This is a genomic window from Microbacterium sp. RD1 (assembly GCF_052220165.1).
Lineage (GTDB): Bacteria > Actinomycetota > Actinomycetes > Actinomycetales > Microbacteriaceae > Microbacterium.
On the sequence record NZ_JBQPOL010000001.1, the window covers coordinates 830,800 to 847,901 of the forward strand.

Here is a 17,102-nt window from a genome sequence, read left to right on the forward strand (position 1 = left end):
GATGGCCGACGTCGCGGCGCAGGGCATCTATCGGACGGCGGTCGTGGCGAACGACCTCGTCGTCACTGCCGGCATCACCCCCCGTGTCGACGGGCGGCTCGTATGGCGGGGGAAGGTCGGCATCGACTGCTCGGTCGAGGAAGCGCGAGCTGCCGCAGCCCTGGCAGCGACCAACGCCCTGTCGGTGGCCGAGGGGGTGGTCCCCGCCGGGCGCCACCTGACGCAATGCCTCTCGCTGACCGTCTACATCAACGCCTCAAACGATTTCGAAGATCACGCCCGCGTCGCCGACGCGGCGTCCGAAGTCATCGAAGACCGCCTCGGCACCCAGGGACGGGGGGCGCGATCGGCGATCGGCGTATCGTCCCTGCCGGGCGGTGCGACGGTGGAGGTCCAGCTCACGGTGAAGATGGCGGATACCGGATAGGACGCTTCTCGGCGGGTGACAGAGAACGGCGTTGCTCCCGAGGGTGTAAATAATTCTTGACACGCCCGACGGGCGATGCCATCCTGGCGATGTCAGAAATTCTTTACATCGGAGGATGTCATGGTCTACGAGGAGCGCAACACCTGGGTGAGTCTGCTCGTGACGATCGTCGCGCTGCCGGTGTACGTGATCGTCGTGCTCACCCAGGCCGGCGGGGGCCCGCTGGCCGAGGTCGACTGGGCCCCCATCATGCTGTGGACGATCGGCATCACGATCGTGACGAGCATCCTCGTCAGCATCCTGTGGGGCATCGTCGCCGGGATGCGGGAGCCCGACGGCGTCGGTCGCTCCGACCAGCGCGATCGTGACATCGCCCGCATGGGGGATCGTGTCGGTCAGGCCTTCCCCGTCATCGCCGGTCTCGGCGCCATCGTGCTGTGCGCCGTCGAGGCGGAGTGGTTCTGGATCGCGAACACGATCTTCTTCGGGTTCGCGCTGTCGGCGGTCGTCGGCGGCATCGCGCGGGTCATCGTGTACCGGCGGGGCCTCGTCTGATGGTCAAGCCCACCCTCGTCACCAACGACATCCGGGGCCTTCGCGCCGCGCACGGCGACATGACGCAGGCCGACCTGGCCGCTCGTGTCGGCGTCACACGCCAGACCCTTCTCGCGATCGAACAGGGCCGGTACTCCCCGACCCTCGAGCTCGCCTTCCGCATCGCCCGCGTCTTCGGCGTTCCGCTCGACGACGTCTTCTCCTACCCCGAGGACTGACATGCTTCCCGAGACCCTGCCGCGCACCAGGACCGTCTGGCGCCAGAACGCGTACGGCTCCGCATCCGCAGTGACGCCCGAGAGCGCGCCGATCCCGCCGCTCCGGCGCGATCAGGTGCTGGTGCGCATGTCTGCGGTGTCGCTGAACTCCGGCGACGTGCATCTCATGACGGGCGAGCCTCGCCTGCTGCGCCTCTTCCTCGGGCTGCGCCGCCCCCGCATCCGGGGGCGAGGGATGGACCTCGCCGGCACCGTCGTCGCGCTCGGCGACGGCGTCGAGGCTTTCGCGGTGGGTGACGCGGTCGTGGGTGCGGGCACCGAGACCCTCGCCGACTACGTGGCCGTCGCCGCCTCGCGGCTGACGAAGATCCCGGATGCGGTCGACCCCCGCCTCGCGGCGACGCTTCCCATCGCCGGCAACACGGCGGTCACCGCGCTCGACGCCGGGCGCGTCGGTGCGGGCTCGCGTGTGCTGGTCGTCGGCGCGGGCGGCGGCGTGGGGACCCTCACCGTGCAGCTCGCGGCCGACCGCGGAGCGGAGGTGTGGGCGACCTGCGGCGCGCGGGCAGAAGGGGTGCTGCGCGAACGCGGCGCGAGCCGCACCTTCGACTACCGGACGACATCGCTCGACGACCTTCCGGCCGGCTCCTTCGACGCCGTCGTCGAGATCGCCGGCGAGCCGCCCCTGGCCGCCCTCGCACGTCTCGCCCGCCCGCACGGGCGGATCGTCGTCGTGGGCGGCGAGGGTCACCCCGTGCTCGGGCCCGTGCCCCGGATGCTGCGGGCGCTGTTCAGCCGCGGTCGCTTCCGCTACATCACCGCCGTCACGAGACCCGCCGTCAACGCCGAACTGCTGCGCCTGGTCGCCGACGGTGGGCTCACGCCCGCTGTCGAACGCACGTGGCCGCTGTCCGAAGCATCCGACGCCCTCGCGTGGGTGGAGGGCGGCCACACGGTCGGCAAGGTCGTGGTGACCGCGAACTGAACCTCCCTCGGCCGGCGGGGGAGCGCCGACCCTGGGCCGCGCGGCCTGTCCGTGGCACAATGGACGCGGCGTGCCCGTGTCGCCGGCTTCGTACAGCTCCGCCGGGCCCCTGGACAGCGTCCGCCGCCCCTTGATCCGAGGAGCAGTATGTCCGCGCAGGAGATCCCCGCAGTCGCCCCGACCGCCGAACGCATCCAGCAGCATCGCCGGTATCTGATGTGCCGGCCCGACCATTTCACGGTCAGCTACAGCATCAACCCGTGGATGGAACCGACGCGGCCCACCGATACGAACAAGGCGCTCCGCCAATGGCAGACGCTCTTCGACACCTATCTCGCGCTCGGGCACGAGGTCGAACTGATCGATCCCATCGACGGTCTCCCCGACATGGTCTACACGGCCAACGGCGGCTTCGTCATCGACGGACGCGCGTACGGGGCGAAGTTCCGCTTCCCCGAGCGCGTCCCGGAGGGGCCGGCGTTCATGGACTGGTTCCGTGCCAACGGTTACGAGGTCGTCGAGCCGGTCGAGGTCAACGAAGGCGAGGGCGACTTCCTTCTGGTCGGTGACACGATCCTCGCCGGCACCGGCTTCCGCTCCACCGGCGACAGCCACCGCGAGGTGGGGGATGTCTTCGGCCGCGACGTCGTGTCGCTCACGCTCACCGACCCGCGGTTCTACCACCTCGACACCGCGATCGCCGTTCTCGACCCGGTCCAGGGCCCCGGCGGCGTCGAGCGCGCGAACATCGCCTACCTCCCCGCCGCGTTCGACGAGCCCAGCCAGGGGATCCTCCGCGAGCGCTACCCCGACGCCATCCAGGTCTCGGATGCCGACGGCGCGGTGTTCGGGCTGAACTCCGCGAGCGACGGGCGCAATGTCATCATCTCGCCGCGGGCCACCGGCTTCGAGGCGCAGCTGCGTGAACGCGGCTACCACCCGGTGCTCGTCGACCTGTCGGAGCTGCTGCTCGGCGGCGGCGGGATCAAGTGCTGCACGCTGGAGCTGCGAGGAGGAAGCCGATGAGCACGTCGTTGGACACCGGCACCGTCCGAATCATCTCGGGCGAGGAGGAGCACGTCGCCTCCAACTACTCGCCGCTTCCCGTGGTCATCTCCCGTGGCGAAGGCGTGTGGGTCACCGACGTGGAGGGCAAGCGCTACCTCGACCTGCTGTCGGCCTACTCGGCGCTCAACTTCGGGCATGGGCACCCGGCGATCCTCGCCGCCGCCCACGAACAGCTCGACCGCCTGACGCTCACCAGCCGCGCCTACCACAACGACCAGTTGGGGCTCTTCGCCGCAGCGCTGGCCGATCTCAGCGGCAAAGACCTCGTGCTGCCGATGAACACCGGCGCCGAGGCCGTCGAGACCGGGATCAAGGTCGCCCGCGCGTGGGGGTACCGCGTCAAGGGCATCGCGCCGGATGCGGCGACCATCATCGTCGCCGACGGCAACTTCCACGGTCGCACCACCACGATCGTCGGGTTCAGCGACGACCCGACGGCGCGCGACGACTTCGGCCCGTACGCTCCGGGGTTCGTCCGGGTGCCCTACGGCGATGCATCCGCCATCGAGGCCGCGATCGACGAGCACACCGCCGCCGTGCTGATCGAGCCCATTCAGGGTGAAGGCGGCGTCATCATTCCGCCGGAGGGGTACCTCCGCGCGGTGCGGGAGATGACGACGAAGAACAACGTGCTGTTTCTCGCCGACGAGATCCAGTCGGGTCTCGGCCGCGTGGGCACGACGTTCGCGTGCGATCGCGAGGGGGTCGTCCCCGACGTGTACCTACTCGGCAAGGCGCTGGGCGGCGGCATCCTGCCGCTGTCGGCCGTCGTCGCCGACCGTGACGTGCTCGGCGTCATCCGCCCGGGCGAGCACGGCTCGACGTTCGGCGGCAACCCGCTCGCTTCGGCGGTGGGGTTGCGCGTCGTGGAGATGCTGGCATCGGGGGAGTTCCAGGAGCGCGCCACCGCGCTGGGCGCGCACCTCGAGGAGAAGCTCCGCGAGCTCGTGGGAAACGGGGTCACCGGCATCCGCGTGGCGGGGCTGTGGGCCGGGGTCGACATCGACCCGGCCGTCGGCACCGGGCGAGAGATCGCCGAGCGCCTGCTCGCGAGGGGCGTGCTCGTCAAGGACACGCACGGGCAGACGATCCGCATCGCACCGCCGCTGGTCATCCGCGCGACCGAGATCGACTGGGCCGTGGAGCAGCTCAAGCACGTCCTCGGCGCCTAGCTGCCCCTCGTCTTGCGTGAATCGGCGACTAAACGCGCTCGTTTAGCCGCCGATTCACGCAAGTCGGACGGAGCCGGCGCGGATGCGGCGGAAACATGGCCGCAATGCGGGGGCGATTAGGCTTCCTGCATGGGTGACCTGTTCGACGGATACGGCTCCACGCTGGCGCCGCGGAAGACCCCGTCGGGCGTTCCCGCGTACGACGAGATGTTCGGTGCGCCCTCGCATCCGGGGGACTCGGCCGAATCGCGCGCGGCCTACCGGGAGCTGTACCGCACGCTCGCGCAGATGACGCAGGACGAGCTGCGCGGTCGCACCGAATCGCTGGCCAGTTCGTACCTCGCGCAGGGGGTCACCTTCGACTTCGCGGGCGAGGAACGCCCCTTCCCCCTCGACGCGGTGCCACGCATCATCGACTTCGACGAGTGGTCGCGCATCGAGGCCGGCGTGAAGCAGCGGGTGAAGGCGCTCGAGGCGTTCCTCGACGACGCGTACGGCAGCCGGCACGTCGTGCGCGACGGCGTGCTTCCGGCGCGGCTGATCGCGTCGTCGCAGTACTTCTACCGTCAGGCCGCGGGCATCCACAGCGCCAACGGGGTGCGCATCCAGGTCGCCGGGATCGACCTCATCCGCGATGAGCACGGCGAGATGCGCGTGCTCGAGGACAACGTGCGGGTGCCCTCGGGCGTCAGCTACGTCATCTCCAACCGGCGCGTCATGGCGCAGACGCTTCCCGAGCTGTTCGTGTCGATGCGGGTGCGGCCGGTCGGCGACTACCCGAATAAGCTCCTCGCCGCCCTCCGCGCCTCCGCGCCCGGCGGGATCGAAGACCCGAACGTCGTCGTGCTGACCCCGGGCGTCTACAACTCCGCCTACTTCGAGCACACGCTGCTCGCCCGCCTCATGGGTGTCGAGCTGGTCGAGGGACGCGACCTCCTGTGCGTCGGGGGCAAGGTCTTCATGCGCACCACCCGGGGTCCCAAGCGCGTCGATGTCATCTACCGCCGCGTCGACGACGACTTCCTCGACCCGCTGCAATTCCGCGCCGATTCGATGCTCGGCGCCCCCGGGATCATGCTCGCCGCGCGTCTGGGCAACGTCACGATCGCCAACGCGGTCGGCAACGGCGTCGCCGACGACAAACTCCTCTACACCTATGTGCCCGACCTCATCCGGTACTACCTGGCGGAGGAGCCGATCCTCAAGAACGTCGACACCTGGCGGCTGGAAGATCCGGGCGCGCTCGAGGAGGTGCTGGACCGCCTCGACGAGCTCGTCGTGAAGCCCGTCGACGGTTCGGGGGGCAAGGGTCTGGTCGTCGGACCGGATGCCTCGCCTTCCGAGCTGGCGGCGCTGCGATCACGTCTGGTCGCGGACCCGCGCGGATGGATCGCCCAGCCGGTCGTCATGCTCTCGACCATCCCCACCCTGGTCGAGGACGGGATGCGGCCGCGTCACGCCGACCTCCGCCCCTTCGCCGTGAACGACGGCGACGACGTGTGGGTGCTCCCGGGCGGGCTCACCCGCGTCGCCCTCCCCGAGGGGGAGCTCGTGGTCAACTCGAGCCAGGGCGGCGGGTCGAAGGACACGTGGATCGTCGGGGGCGCCGCCCCCGCGCACGTCGAATACGGGCAGGGGCAGGGGCTCGCGGGTCTCGTCGCCGACCAGGCCGCCACCGTCACCGAGGCGATCCCGATCATCTACGACGGACAGCCCGAGCCCGCGCACTCCCCGCACGACCGGCCGCGTGGCCGCAGCGAGCAGGCGGAGCAGCAGCAGCAGAGCGACGGCCCGCAGGAGCACGGCCCGCAGGCCGAGCAGCAGCAACAGCAGGGACTCGGGGTCGACGCTTCGTCTCGCTTCGCTCGCTCAGCGCCCGGGGGACCACCTCCGGTCGCTGAGCGGGGGGCGCAGCGACGACAGCCTCCGGTCGCTGAGCGAGGAGCGCAGCGACGAGACGAAGCGTCGGGGACCGGGGGGTCGATCCCATGCTGAGCCGCATCGCCGAGTCGCTCTTCTGGATCGGCCGCTACATCGAGCGCAGCGACGGCACCGCTCGCATCCTCGACGTGCACCTGCAGCTGCTCCTCGAGGACCCGTGGATCGACGAAGACACCGCGTGCCGGTCGCTCCTGAGCGTCATGGGATCCGGGTCGCCCGATCACGGCGACGCCGTCCGCCGCGGCGACGTGCTCCAGCGCCTCGCCGTGGACCGCATGAACCCCGCGAGCATCGCCTATGCCCTCACCGCCGCACGCGAGAACGCCCGCCGCGCGCGGGAGATCGTCTCCACCGAGCTGTGGGAGACCCTCAACACCACGAGCTCCCGGATGCCGCGGCGCCTGCAGACCGACAAGGTGCACGAGTTCTTCCAGTGGGTGCGTGAACGGGCGGCTCTCGCCGTGGGCATCGTCGACTCGTCCACGAGCCGCGACGAGGCGTGGCAGTTCTTCACGCTGGGGCGGAGCATCGAACGCACCGACATGACAGCGCGCCTGCTCGCCACGCGCTCGCTCACCGAGGCATCCGGGCCGTCCTGGACGACAATCCTCCGCTCGTGCGGGGCGTACGAGGCCTACTTGCGCACCTACCGGGGCATGCCGAGTGCGCGCAACGCCGCCGAGTTCCTTCTGCTGGACCGGCTCTTCCCCCGGTCGATCATCTACTCGATCCAGCGCGCAGAGGACTGCATGAGCGCGATCGATCCGCGGGCCGATCGCGTCGGGCACTCCAACACCGTGCTCCGAGCTCTGGGACAGATCCGCAACGACCTGGAGTACCGGCCGATCAGCGAGATCCTCGGTGAACTTCCCGAGCACATGCAGCGCGTGCAGAAGGTGACGCGGGAAGCATCCGAGGCCATCCGCGCGCGATTTTTCCCGACGCAGGCGGAGCCGAGCTGGATCGGAGAGATCTCGTGAAGCGGCTCCGGATCGAGCACCAGACCGGCTTCTCCTACCAGGGGGACGTGTCGGCGTCCTACAACGAGGCGCGGATGCTGCCGAACTCGACCGACAGCCAGTTCGTGCTGAGCTCGTCTCTCGAGATCGATCCGTCCACGACGGTGAACCAGTACGTCGACTACTTCGGCACCCGGGTGAGCGCGTTCGATGTGCTCTCGCCGCACGCCGCGCTGATGATCACCGCCCGCTCGCTCGTCGAGGTGCGCCCGCGTCCGCTCGCCCACGTCGATCTGACGTGGGACGCGCTGACCGCCGAGTCGGCCCGTTCCCTCGGCACCGTCGAGCAGCTCGTGCAGACCGGCCGGACGCGTCCGCATCCGGAGGTCGCCGACATCGCCCGCTCCGTGGCGAGCCAGTACGACCATCCGGGCCGCGCAGCGCACGCGATCGCGGAGGCGATCGGCGACGCCGTGGAGTACATGCACGGGGTGACCGGGGTCAGCTCGACGGCGATGGACGCGTGGGAGGCGCGGAAGGGCGTGTGTCAGGACATCGCGCACATCACTCTCGGTGCGCTGCGCGAGGTCGGCATCCCGGCGCGCTACGTGTCGGGCTACCTGCATCCGCGCCCGAACGCCGAGGTGGGAGAAGCCGTCACCGGCGAGTCCCACGCGTGGGTGGAGTGGTTCGCCGGCGACTGGCAGGGCTTCGACCCGACCAACAACATCGAGATCGGCGACCGGCATGTGCTCGTCGGCCGCGGCCGGGATTACAACGACGTGCCGCCGCTGCGCGGTGTATACGCCGGACCGTTCAAGAGCCAGCTGCGCGTCAAGGTGACGATCACCCGCGAGGCGTGACCCTCACCGCGAGGCCCTCATCGCGAGACTGCACCTCCGCCACGAGACTGCGTCCGACGGATGCAGTCTCGTGGCGCGCGTGCAGTCTCGCGGCGGGCTGCGTGTCGGCGGGCGCGCGCGGCGGCAGGCGTGCGCGTCAGCGCGCGGAGCGCTGCGACGCGGGCCTGCGCCGCAGCGTGGCGTCGCCGACCTCGGGTCCGCGATAGACCATGTCCATGGCGCCGATGCTCTCGCCGGGAGGGACGATCGCATCGATGCGGTCGAGGATCTCGTCCGAGAGCGAGACCTCGGCACCGGCCAGCGTGTCTTCGAGCTGTGCCATCGTCCGCGGGCCGGCGATGGCGGAGGTGACGCCGGGGTGGGCGATCACGAACGCCATCGCCAGGTGCGTGAGGGGGATCCCGACCTCCTCGCTCAGCGCGAGAAGCTGCTCGATGACCGCCAGACGCCGCTCATCCCGGAAGTGCGCCATGCCCGTGCCGGAGCGGAAGGTCTCGTTCGTCCTGCCCGCGCGGTATCTGCCCGTGAGCGCGCCGCCGGCGAGGGGGCTGTAGACGAGCGTTCCCATGCCGTAGCGCTGCGCCACGGGCAGGATCTCGCGCTCGATCTCGCGATCGAGGATCGAGTAGTTCGGCTGCTCGGTCCGGAACCGCTCGAAGCCTCGGCGCTCCGATACCCACTGCGCCTCGACGATCTCGGATCCCCGCATCGATGACGTGCCGATCGCGCGGACCTTGCCCTGGCGGACGAGATCGGTCAGGGCGGAGAGCGTCTCGTCGATGTCCGTGTCGGGATCGGGGCGGTGCAGCTGGTAGAGGTCGATGTGGTCGGTGCGGAGGTTGCGCAGCGAGCGCTCCACCGCCTGCATGATCCAGCGGCGGGACGCGCCGCGGTGATTCACGTCGTCATCGATCGGCCCCCAGAACTTCGTGGCGAGGACGACATCGTCGCGCCGGCCCCGGAGCGCCTCGCCGACGACCTCCTCCGAATCGCCGTAGCGGTCGGCGGTGTCGACGAAGTTGATCCCCGCGTCGAGGGCGCGGTGGATGATGCGCACGCCCTCCGCTCGATCCGGGTTGCCGAGCGAGCCGAGCATCATGGCTCCGAGGGCATAGGGCGTGACCTGGATGCCGGTTCGGCCGAGAGTGCGGTATTCCATGGGGTCCTCCGGTAGAGTCGAATACGGAACAACGTTCCGGTACTCTGAAACTATACGGAACATTGTTCCACTTATGCAAGGAGGAGTCGTGTCCGCACCCGCGTCCCGATCGCCGCGCGCCGATGCGCGGCAGAACATCGACGCGCTTCGGGAGGCGGCGCGCACGGTGTTCGCCCGTGCGGGCGTGGATGCTCCGGTGCGGGAGATCGCCGCCGAGGCGGGTGTCGGGGTGGGGACCCTCTATCGCCACTTCCCGGCGAGGTCCGACCTGGTGGCCGCGGTCTTCACGGCCGAGATCGACGCGACAGCGGCGGAGGCTGCGGCCCTGGCCGCCGTGCATCCGCCGGGGGAGGCGCTGGATCTCTGGGTGACCCGGTTCACCCGCTTCGTCGCGACCAAGCAGGGGCTGTCGGCCGCGTTGCGCTCAGGTGACCCCGCTTTCGACGGGCTGCCGTCTTACCTCAACGACCGTCTCGGCCCGGCGCTGCGGTCGCTGCTGGACGCCGCCGTCGAATCCGGCGAGGTGCGCGCGGGGATCGATCCGCTCGAGCTCCTGCGGGCCATGGGCGATCTGAGTCATCGGGAGCCGTCCGCCGACGGCTCGCCGAACGCGATGGTCCGCCTGCTGCTGGACGGTCTCCGCCTGCGTCCGTGACCCGATTCGCGAGACTGCACCGCCGCCACGAGACCGCGTGCGGCGGATGCAGCCTCGTGGCGCGCGTGCAGTCTCGCGGCCTCGGCGCCGCGGCGCGCGCGGCGGCTCAGCCGTGCTGCGGGTGGGGGCGGGCGTCGCGGGGTGCCGGGCGATCGGACCCGGGCGCGCGGTCGGTTCCGGGGAGGCGGATGGGCGTCGTGCCGGCGACCTCGTCGCTGAACTCCGCGGGGGCCGGCGCGACGACCGAGAGGGGAAGCGTCTCGTCGAGGGTAAGGCGGAACCGACGGGACTCGTGGCGGTGGAGCCGGCCCGAGGCCAGCGTCCACGCCACGCCGATGCCGCACGCCAGCAGCGCGACCACTGCGGCGACGAAGATCGCCACGCGCGTGCCGAAGGCATCCGCCATCCACCCGACGATCGGCGCGCCGACCGGCGTGCCGCCGAGGAGGATCGCCATGTACAGCGCCAGCACGCGGCCCCGCAGCGCGGGATCGGTGGTGGTCTGCACGTAGCCGTTGGCGGTGGTGAGCATCGTCACGACCGCGAATCCGATGAGCACGAGGCTCACGCCGTACAGCTCGTACGTGGGTGCGAGCGAAGAGGCCATCATCGCCAGACCGAAGCCGCCGGCACCGAGGATCACGACGCGCATGCGGGCTCGGTCCCGCCGCGCCGCCAGCAGAGCACCCGAGAGCGACCCGATCGCGAGGATCGAACTGAGCAGCCCGAATCCGTCGGCACCGCGGCCGAACTCCAGCGCCATCGTCGAGGCGAAGATCGGGAAGTTCATCCCGAACGCTCCGAGGAGGAAGACCATCGAGAAGATGACGAGGAGGTCGGGGCGCCCTCCGACGTAGCGGAATCCGTCGGCCAGGCGGGAGCGTCCCGACGTCTTCGCCCGCGGGATGAGCTCGCGGATCCGCATGAGCGCGAGAGCGCCGATCATGGCGGTGAAGGTGAGGGCGTTGACGAGGAAGACCCAGCCGCTCCCGACGATCACGATCATGATCCCGGCCACGGCCGGGCCGATGAGACGCGCAGTGTTGAACGAGGCGGCGTTCAGCGCGACGGCGTTGGAGGCGTTCTCCCGCGTCACGAGGTCGGAGACGAATGCCTGGCGCGCCGGGTTGTCGAAGGCGGTGACGACTCCGAGCGCCAACGCGAACCCGTACATCATCGGCAGGGTCATGGCGCCGCTGAGGATGAGCACGCCGAGGGCGATCGCCAGCAGCAACATGGCCGACTGCGTGAGCATGATGAGCTTTCGCCGGTCGAACCGGTCGGCGACCCAGCCGGTGACGCTCACCAGCAGCAGGGGCGGCGCGAACTGCAGCGCCATCGTGATGCCCATCGCGCCGGCGTCGTTGTTCGTGAGCTCGGTCAGCACCACCCAGTTCTGCGCGGTCGCCTGCATCCACGCGCCGATGTTCGACACCACGGCCCCGATGAACCAGACGCGGTAGTTGAAGACCGCGAAGGAGCGGAACATGTTGCTGCTCACTTCTCCACCAGCTTCCGCATCACTGCGGCGGCGCGCGCGAGTGCCCTGCGCTCCGAGGCGGGCAGGTCGGCCAGGGCCGATTCGAGCCACGCGTCGCGGCGGCGGACGGTCTCGACGACGACGGCGCGCCCCTCGGGCGTGAGATCGATCGTGACCTTGCGCCGATCGTCGTCGGCCTGGCTGCGTGTGAGGTAGCCGGCCTCCTCCAGCGCGCCGACGGTGCGGTTCATCGAGGGCGCGCTGACGCGCTCGCGTTCGGCGAGCTGGCCGAGGGTGTGCGGACCATGCATCTTCAGCACCGCGAGCACCGCGAACTGCGCGTCGCTCATGGTGTCGATCGCTCGTTCGGCGCGCAGACGGCGGGCGAGCTTGAAGGTCGCCATCCGCACGTCGGATGCCTCGGCGCTGAGATCGGTCGAATCGGGGGGTGTGTTCGATGTCGTCATGCCATTACTTAGCCTAGCTCATTAGTTCTGCTAAGTAAAGGGCGGAGGTGCTCACGGAAGGCGCCGTGCGAGGACCACTCCGTCCTCCAGGTGCGCGGGCCTTCCGCCGGGCGCGTCGGCCTCGCGGGGGATTGTCGCGACCGTCACTGCTTCCCAGCCCGCGGGGTCGAGAGCCAACAGCGCCCACTCCTCTTCCGGTGAGCGCAGGAGCGGCGCGTGCCCGCCGTCGTGGTGCTCCCCCGCGGGCGGCGCGATGTGGGAGACCACGAGCAGGTGCCCGCCCACGGCGACGCGGTCGGCGGCTTCTCGGAGCAGCCGGATGCGGGGGAAGTCCTGCTGCTCCGAATGCAGGAAGCTCGCCAGCACGAGGTCGAACTCCCCCTCGACCGCCGCGGCGCCGTCCCCCACGTGGAAATCGACGTCGACGCCGGTCTCGCCGGCACGCTTGCGGGCCCGCTCGACGGCAGTGGCCGACACGTCGACGGCAGAGGTGTCCCACCCGCGCGCGGCGAGCCACACGGCATCCCCGCCCTCGCCGCATCCGACGTCCAAGGCCCGGCCCGGGGTGAGGCCCTCCACGACAGCGGCGACCGTGGCGTTGACGCGCCCCGACCAGAATCGCTCCCGCTCGGCGTATCGACGCTCCCAGTCGGCGTTGCGCTCAGCCGTGCGCGCGGAGACCGCGCGGTCGAAGTCCTCGGCGGCGAGCATCGCGTTCGCCCCGGCGCCCGCCATCGAGCCCGATCCCATTGAGAGCGGCACATTGGCGAAGGGCGCGATGACGTTGCCGGCGGCGAAGACGCGCGGATGGCTGGTCGCCCCGCGCATGTCCGCCGCCACCGGCGAGCCGGGCTGGTCGGCGCGCGCGAGGTCGAGCGTGGCGGCGAATCCGAGGGCGAGGTCGGGGGTGCCGGCGGTGAAGATCGCATCGACGCCGTAGTCGTTCCCCTCCGCCGTCCTCACGGTGAGCCCCACCTCGTCGTGGCGGACCCCTCGAACGGCGGCGGGGACGACCCGGATGCCGCGGGCGGCGAACCGCGCGAGAACGTCGTCGGGGAGGGCGCCCGCCCCCGCGGTGAAGGCCGTCACGTCGTCCGAGAGCTGGCGGACGAGCTCGACCTGGTGAAGGCTCATCGGCGAGGTCGCCAAGACGGCCAGCCGTCCGCCCGCGACCTCCCACCCGTGGCAATACGGGCAGTGGAGCACCGTTCGCCCCCAGCCCTCGCTCAGGCCGGGGAGAGGGGGGAGGTCGTCGCGCACTCCCGTGGTCAGGACGACGACCCGCGCGGCGTCGGACGTGCCGTCGCCCCGGGTGACCCGCATCCTGTCGCCGTCGTCGGTGACGGCCGTGACCGTCCCCGACGCGAACTCCACGCCGTACGCGCGAGCCTCCTCGCGGCCGGTGGCGAGCAGGCGGACGGGATCGACGCCGTCGTGACCCAGGACGCCGTGCATGTGCGCGGCGAAGCGGTTGCGGGGCTCTCCGGCGTCGAGAACGAGCGTGCGACGCCGGGACCGCCCCAGCATCTGTGCAGCACTCAGGCCCGCCACGCCGCCGCCGATGATGATCGCATCCCACGAAGTGTCCATGCGTTCCAGCGTCGGGTAGCTCTGCCCCTCTAGCAACTTCGCTTGCGAAAATGGCAAACTAGGACGATGGACGCCGCCTTGCAACAGATCGGACCACGCCTCCGAGCGGCTCGCCGCGAACGCAACTGGACGCTCGACGATCTCGCTGCGCGCGCCGGCCTGTCGGCCAGTACGCTCTCCCGGCTCGAGTCCGGCAAACGACAGGCATCCCTCGAGCTGCTGCTCCCGCTCACTCGTCAGCTGGGTCTCCGCATCGATGACCTGATCCCGTCGACGCCCGCGGATCCGCGCGTGCGCCGCGCGGTGGAACGTCGCGAGGGAATGGTCGTCGCACCGCTCACGCTCGAGCACTCCGCCGTACGCGCATACAAGGTCACGTTTCCGCCGCAGCGTCATGCGCCGAAGCCCCGCGTGCACGACGGCTACGAATGGCTTTACGTCCTCAGCGGACGGATCCGGCTCGTGCTCGACGGTGCCGAGCACCTCCTCGCCCGCGGCGAGGCGGCGGAGTTCGACACCCGGACGCCGCACAGCCTGAGTGCGACGGCGGATCGTGCGGCGGAGGTGATCAGCATCTTCAGCGCCGACGGGGAGCGCATCCACACCCATGGCGCCTCCTAGACTCTGGCCATGCCCGACTTCCTCGATGCGCACGGGGTCACGATCGTGTACGACGTCATCGAAGCCGAGCGTCCTCGGGCTGTCGTGCAGCTGCTCCACGGCGTGGGCGAGCACGCCGGTCGCTACGGCGCGCTGATCGCCGCGCTCGTCGCCGAGGGGTACACCGTCTACGCCGATGACCACCGCGGGCACGGCCGCACCGGCGTGAAGCAGCACAGTGGCGATCGCTCGAAGCTCGGACGCCTCGGACCGGGTGGGCACCGAGCGGCGGTGGCGGCGGTGTGGATGCTGACGCAGCGCATCCGCTCGGAGCATCCGGACCTCCCCCTCATCCTGATCGGACACTCGTGGGGCTCGTTCCTCGCGCAGATCCTCCTCAATCAGCATCCGGAGGCCTACGACGCCGTGGTGCTCAGCGGATCGGGGCTGCGCGTGCCGGGCGGACTCAACGCCGGCGACCTCAACCGCCCATGGCGGGCCGCCGGCGGCCATCGGATGCAGTGGCTCTCCAGCGACGAGGCGGTCGGAGAGGCCTTCGTCGCCGATCCCCTCGCCGTGACGACGCCCCTCATGCGGCTGTTCGGCCCGATCGAGGCGGCCCGCATGTTCGGTCGTCCGCGCCGCGACCTCGGACGCGGCATCCCCATCCTGCTGATGGTCGGGGAGGACGACACGGTGGGCGGGCCGCGCAGCGTCCGACGGCTGGCCGACGCGTACCGCCTGCGGTCGGGGCTCGACGATGTGACCACTATCGTCTACCCCGGCGCGCGGCACGAGATCTTCAACGAGCTCAATCAGGCCGACGTGCGCGCCGACCTGCTGGCGTGGCTCGACCCCCGCTTCCCGTCGCGCGAGTGACGTGCGCGCGGTCGTAGGCTGAGGGGATGCACGGCGAATACAAGGTGCCCGGCGGGAAACTCGTCGTCGTCGACCTCGAGAACGTCGACGGCAGGATCGCGGGGTTCCATCTCGCCGGCGACTTCTTCCTGGAGCCCGACTCGGCCCTCGACGACATCGACGCGGCCGTGAACGGGCTCCCCGTCGAAGCCGACGTCGCCACCATCGCCGCCGCCATCCGCGGCGCCCTCCCCGACGGGGCGCAGCTGCTCGGCTTCACGCCCGAGGCGGTTGGCACGGCGGTGCGTCGCGCGCTCATCACGGCCCCCGGGTGGCGCGACTTCTCGTGGGAGGTGGTCCACGATCGGCCGGTGTCGCCGCGCATGAACCTCGCCCTGGACGAGGTCCTCACCACGCGGGTGGGCGACGGGCGCCGCAATCCCACGCTGCGGCTGTGGGAGTGGAACGAGAACGCCGTGGTGATCGGGTCGTTCCAGTCGCTGCGCAACGAGGTCGATCCCGACGGCGCCGACAAGTACGGTTTCGACGTCGTGCGCCGCATCTCCGGCGGCGGCGCGATGCTCATGGCGGCGAACTCGATCGTCACATACTCGCTGTACGTCCCGGCGTCGCTCGTGGCCGGGATGACCTTCGCCGACTCGTACGCCTTCCTCGATGACTGGGTGCTGCAGGCGCTGCGTTCGCTCGGCATCGACGCCGTGTATCAGCCGCTCAACGACATCGCCGGTCCCTCCGGCAAGATCGGGGGCGCTGCGCAGAAGCGGCTGGCCAACGGCGGCGTACTCCACCACGCCACCCTCAGCTACGACATGGACGGTCAGATGATGACCGAGGTGCTGCGGATCGGGCGGGAGAAGCTCAGCGACAAGGGCACCGTCTCGGCGGCGAAGCGGGTCGATCCGCTGCGCAGCCAGACGGGCTTGCCGCGCGAGGCCGTGATCGAGCGGTTCATCGACACCTTCACGCAGCTCTACGGTGCTGTCCCCGGCACCATCACCGCGGAGGAGTACGCCGAGGCAGAAGCCCTGGTGTCGTCGAAGTTCGCCACCGAGGCGTGGCTCAACCGCGTGCCGTGACCGTCTCCCCGTCGCCAGGCGGTGCGCCGCCGCATCCGGGATCCGTGACGATCCACGAGGGCGACAACCTCGCCGTCCTCGCCGGCTACCCCGACGCCGCGTTCACGCTCGTGTACCTCGATCCGCCGTTCAACACCGGTCGCTCACAGGCCAAAGCGGTCGAGGTGATGCAGCCCCTGGCCCGTACTCAGTCTGAGAGCGAGCGGGCGGATGCGGGATCCGCGGTTTCCCGCGGGACCGCCCGCGCGGCCCATCCGGCCAGACTGAGTACGGTACGGGCGGCCGAGGCCGGCCGCGAGGAGCGGGCGAGCGTGGGCCGGCGCGTCGGGTTCCGCGGCCGCGAGTACGAGAAGCTGCGCGGCGACCTGCGCGACTACGACGATCGGTTCGACGACTACTGGGGGTTTCTCGAGCCGCGGCTGCTCGAGGCGTGGCGGCTGCTGGCGGCCGACGGCACGCTCTACGTGCACCTGGACTACCGCGAGGCCCACTACGCCAAGGTGCTCCTGGATGCGCTGTTCGGGCGAGAGAGATTCCTCAACGAGATCGTCTGGGCGTACGACTACGGCGCGAAGTCCCGTCGACGCTGGCCGACCAAGCACGACACGATTCTGGTGTACGTGAAGGATCCGCAACGGTACTGGTTCGACTCGGATGCCGTCGACCGAGAGCCGTACATGGCCCCCGGTCTCGTCACGCCCGAGAAGGCGGCGCGCGGGAAGCTTCCGACCGACGTGTGGTGGCACACGATCGTGCCCACGTCCGGCCGGGAGAAGACGGGATATCCGACACAGAAGCCCGAGGGGATCCTCCGCCGGATCATCCAGGCATCCAGTCGCCCCGGCGACCGCGTGCTCGACGCCTTCGCCGGCAGCGGGACGACCGGGGCGGTGGCCTCGGCGCTCGGGCGCGACGCCGTGCTCGTCGACGCCAACCCCGGGGCGATCGCCGTCATGCGCGAGCGCATACCGCACGCCGAGGTGGTCGCGCCCGCCCGTCTAGGGTGAG

Annotated in this window: 18 protein-coding genes; 14 read left to right on the forward strand and 4 right to left on the reverse strand. The window is 70.5% G+C overall.

Annotated elements, in window-relative coordinates:
• Nucleotide 1 precedes the first annotated feature (1 nt).
• The 9 genes from ACTU3I_RS03970 (at nt 2) to ACTU3I_RS04010 (ending at nt 8,188) form a co-directional block, all read left to right on the forward strand.
• Complete coding sequence (locus tag ACTU3I_RS03970; protein WP_442924332.1) at nt 2–427, forward strand: RidA family protein; 426 nt, start codon at nt 2–4, stop codon at nt 425–427.
• A gap of 120 nt (nt 428–547) precedes the next feature.
• Entirely contained in the window at nt 548–982 is a 435-nt protein-coding gene (locus ACTU3I_RS03975) for a hypothetical protein (RefSeq protein WP_442924333.1), read from the forward strand.
• On the forward strand, nt 982–1,200 hold the full coding sequence (locus ACTU3I_RS03980; RefSeq protein WP_442924334.1) for a helix-turn-helix transcriptional regulator: 219 nt from the start codon (nt 982–984) through the stop codon (nt 1,198–1,200). Before ACTU3I_RS03975 ends, ACTU3I_RS03980 begins: the two co-directional genes overlap by 1 nt.
• Before the next feature lies 1 nt (nt 1,201).
• Entirely contained in the window at nt 1,202–2,185 is a 984-nt protein-coding gene (locus tag ACTU3I_RS03985; RefSeq protein ID WP_442924335.1) for an NAD(P)-dependent alcohol dehydrogenase, read from the forward strand.
• Between the two features lie 147 nt (nt 2,186–2,332).
• The gene (gene ddaH / locus ACTU3I_RS03990) at nt 2,333–3,211 is read left to right on the forward strand and encodes a dimethylargininase (RefSeq protein ID WP_442924336.1); all 879 of its coding nucleotides are present in this window, start codon (nt 2,333–2,335) and stop codon (nt 3,209–3,211) included.
• Nucleotides 3,208–4,425: an ornithine--oxo-acid transaminase gene (rocD, locus tag ACTU3I_RS03995; protein ID WP_442924337.1), complete on the forward strand. Its 1,218-nt coding sequence runs from the start codon at nt 3,208–3,210 to the stop codon at nt 4,423–4,425. Before ddaH ends, rocD begins: the two co-directional genes overlap by 4 nt.
• A 129-nt stretch (nt 4,426–4,554) precedes the next feature.
• The gene (locus ACTU3I_RS04000; protein ID WP_442924338.1) at nt 4,555–6,420 is read left to right on the forward strand and encodes a circularly permuted type 2 ATP-grasp protein; all 1,866 of its coding nucleotides are present in this window, start codon (nt 4,555–4,557) and stop codon (nt 6,418–6,420) included.
• A complete protein-coding gene (locus ACTU3I_RS04005; protein WP_442924339.1) occupies nt 6,414–7,346 on the forward strand; it encodes an alpha-E domain-containing protein in 933 nt (310 codons plus the stop codon). Before ACTU3I_RS04000 ends, ACTU3I_RS04005 begins: the two co-directional genes overlap by 7 nt.
• Complete coding sequence (locus ACTU3I_RS04010; protein WP_442924340.1) at nt 7,343–8,188, forward strand: transglutaminase family protein; 846 nt, start codon at nt 7,343–7,345, stop codon at nt 8,186–8,188. Before ACTU3I_RS04005 ends, ACTU3I_RS04010 begins: the two co-directional genes overlap by 4 nt.
• Before the next feature lie 136 nt (nt 8,189–8,324).
• Here ACTU3I_RS04010 and ACTU3I_RS04015 read toward each other — a convergent pair whose 3' ends face one another.
• Entirely contained in the window at nt 8,325–9,347 is a 1,023-nt protein-coding gene (locus ACTU3I_RS04015; protein WP_442924341.1) for an aldo/keto reductase, read from the reverse strand.
• Nucleotides 9,348–9,435: 88 nt separating this feature from the next.
• On the opposite strand from ACTU3I_RS04015, the gene ACTU3I_RS04020 reads away from it, so the two are divergent.
• Nucleotides 9,436–10,002: a TetR/AcrR family transcriptional regulator gene (locus ACTU3I_RS04020; protein ID WP_442924342.1), complete on the forward strand. Its 567-nt coding sequence runs from the start codon at nt 9,436–9,438 to the stop codon at nt 10,000–10,002.
• A gap of 106 nt (nt 10,003–10,108) precedes the next feature.
• Here ACTU3I_RS04020 and ACTU3I_RS04025 read toward each other — a convergent pair whose 3' ends face one another.
• From ACTU3I_RS04025 to ACTU3I_RS04035, 3 genes are read right to left on the reverse strand one after another with little or no spacing between them, the layout of a single operon-like run.
• Nucleotides 10,109–11,491: an MFS transporter gene (locus ACTU3I_RS04025; protein WP_442925304.1), complete on the reverse strand. Its 1,383-nt coding sequence runs from the start codon at nt 11,489–11,491 to the stop codon at nt 10,109–10,111.
• 8 nt (nt 11,492–11,499) lie between these two features.
• Nucleotides 11,500–11,949 carry a MarR family winged helix-turn-helix transcriptional regulator gene (locus ACTU3I_RS04030; RefSeq protein WP_442924343.1) on the reverse strand — a complete coding sequence of 150 codons (450 nt, stop codon included), beginning with the start codon at nt 11,947–11,949 and terminating at the stop codon, nt 11,500–11,502.
• A 51-nt stretch (nt 11,950–12,000) separates the two neighbouring features.
• Nucleotides 12,001–13,539, reverse strand: a complete 1,539-nt coding sequence (locus tag ACTU3I_RS04035; RefSeq protein WP_442924344.1) for an FAD-dependent oxidoreductase — start codon at nt 13,537–13,539, stop codon at nt 12,001–12,003.
• Nucleotides 13,540–13,605: 66 nt separating this feature from the next.
• Between ACTU3I_RS04035 and ACTU3I_RS04040 the strand changes: the two genes are divergently transcribed.
• From ACTU3I_RS04040 to ACTU3I_RS04055, 4 genes are read left to right on the forward strand one after another with little or no spacing between them, the layout of a single operon-like run.
• Nucleotides 13,606–14,160, forward strand: a complete 555-nt coding sequence (locus ACTU3I_RS04040; RefSeq protein WP_442924345.1) for a helix-turn-helix domain-containing protein — start codon at nt 13,606–13,608, stop codon at nt 14,158–14,160.
• 9 nt (nt 14,161–14,169) lie between these two features.
• On the forward strand, nt 14,170–15,018 hold the full coding sequence (locus tag ACTU3I_RS04045; RefSeq protein WP_442924346.1) for an alpha/beta fold hydrolase: 849 nt from the start codon (nt 14,170–14,172) through the stop codon (nt 15,016–15,018).
• 26 nt (nt 15,019–15,044) lie between these two features.
• Nucleotides 15,045–16,094, forward strand: a complete 1,050-nt coding sequence (locus tag ACTU3I_RS04050) for a lipoate--protein ligase family protein (protein ID WP_442924347.1) — start codon at nt 15,045–15,047, stop codon at nt 16,092–16,094.
• Between the two features lie 44 nt (nt 16,095–16,138).
• Nucleotides 16,139–17,101: a DNA-methyltransferase gene (locus tag ACTU3I_RS04055; protein ID WP_442924348.1), complete on the forward strand. Its 963-nt coding sequence runs from the start codon at nt 16,139–16,141 to the stop codon at nt 17,099–17,101.
• Nucleotide 17,102 lies beyond the last annotated feature (1 nt).

What these genes read in the sequence shown, in the direction of transcription:
- ACTU3I_RS04045 (WP_442924346.1), top strand. Translation starts at nt 14,170, where the DNA reads ATGCCCGACTTCCTCGATGCGCACGGGGTCACGATCGTGTACGACGTC.
- ACTU3I_RS04035 (WP_442924344.1), bottom strand. Translation starts at nt 13,539, where the DNA reads ATGGACACTTCGTGGGATGCGATCATCATCGGCGGCGGCGTGGCGGGC.
- ddaH (WP_442924336.1), top strand. Translation starts at nt 2,333, where the DNA reads ATGTCCGCGCAGGAGATCCCCGCAGTCGCCCCGACCGCCGAACGCATC.
- ACTU3I_RS04030 (WP_442924343.1), bottom strand. Translation starts at nt 11,949, where the DNA reads ATGACGACATCGAACACACCCCCCGATTCGACCGATCTCAGCGCCGAG.
- ACTU3I_RS03985 (WP_442924335.1), top strand. Translation starts at nt 1,202, where the DNA reads ATGCTTCCCGAGACCCTGCCGCGCACCAGGACCGTCTGGCGCCAGAAC.
- ACTU3I_RS04050 (WP_442924347.1), top strand. Translation starts at nt 15,045, where the DNA reads ATGCACGGCGAATACAAGGTGCCCGGCGGGAAACTCGTCGTCGTCGAC.
- ACTU3I_RS03980 (WP_442924334.1), top strand. Translation starts at nt 982, where the DNA reads ATGGTCAAGCCCACCCTCGTCACCAACGACATCCGGGGCCTTCGCGCC.
- rocD (WP_442924337.1), top strand. Translation starts at nt 3,208, where the DNA reads ATGAGCACGTCGTTGGACACCGGCACCGTCCGAATCATCTCGGGCGAG.
- ACTU3I_RS03975 (WP_442924333.1), top strand. Translation starts at nt 548, where the DNA reads ATGGTCTACGAGGAGCGCAACACCTGGGTGAGTCTGCTCGTGACGATC.
- ACTU3I_RS04000 (WP_442924338.1), top strand. Translation starts at nt 4,555, where the DNA reads ATGGGTGACCTGTTCGACGGATACGGCTCCACGCTGGCGCCGCGGAAG.
- ACTU3I_RS04015 (WP_442924341.1), bottom strand. Translation starts at nt 9,347, where the DNA reads ATGGAATACCGCACTCTCGGCCGAACCGGCATCCAGGTCACGCCCTAT.
- ACTU3I_RS04040 (WP_442924345.1), top strand. Translation starts at nt 13,606, where the DNA reads ATGGACGCCGCCTTGCAACAGATCGGACCACGCCTCCGAGCGGCTCGC.
- ACTU3I_RS03970 (WP_442924332.1), top strand. Translation starts at nt 2, where the DNA reads ATGGCCGACGTCGCGGCGCAGGGCATCTATCGGACGGCGGTCGTGGCG.
- ACTU3I_RS04025 (WP_442925304.1), bottom strand. Translation starts at nt 11,491, where the DNA reads ATGTTCCGCTCCTTCGCGGTCTTCAACTACCGCGTCTGGTTCATCGGG.
- ACTU3I_RS04005 (WP_442924339.1), top strand. Translation starts at nt 6,414, where the DNA reads ATGCTGAGCCGCATCGCCGAGTCGCTCTTCTGGATCGGCCGCTACATC.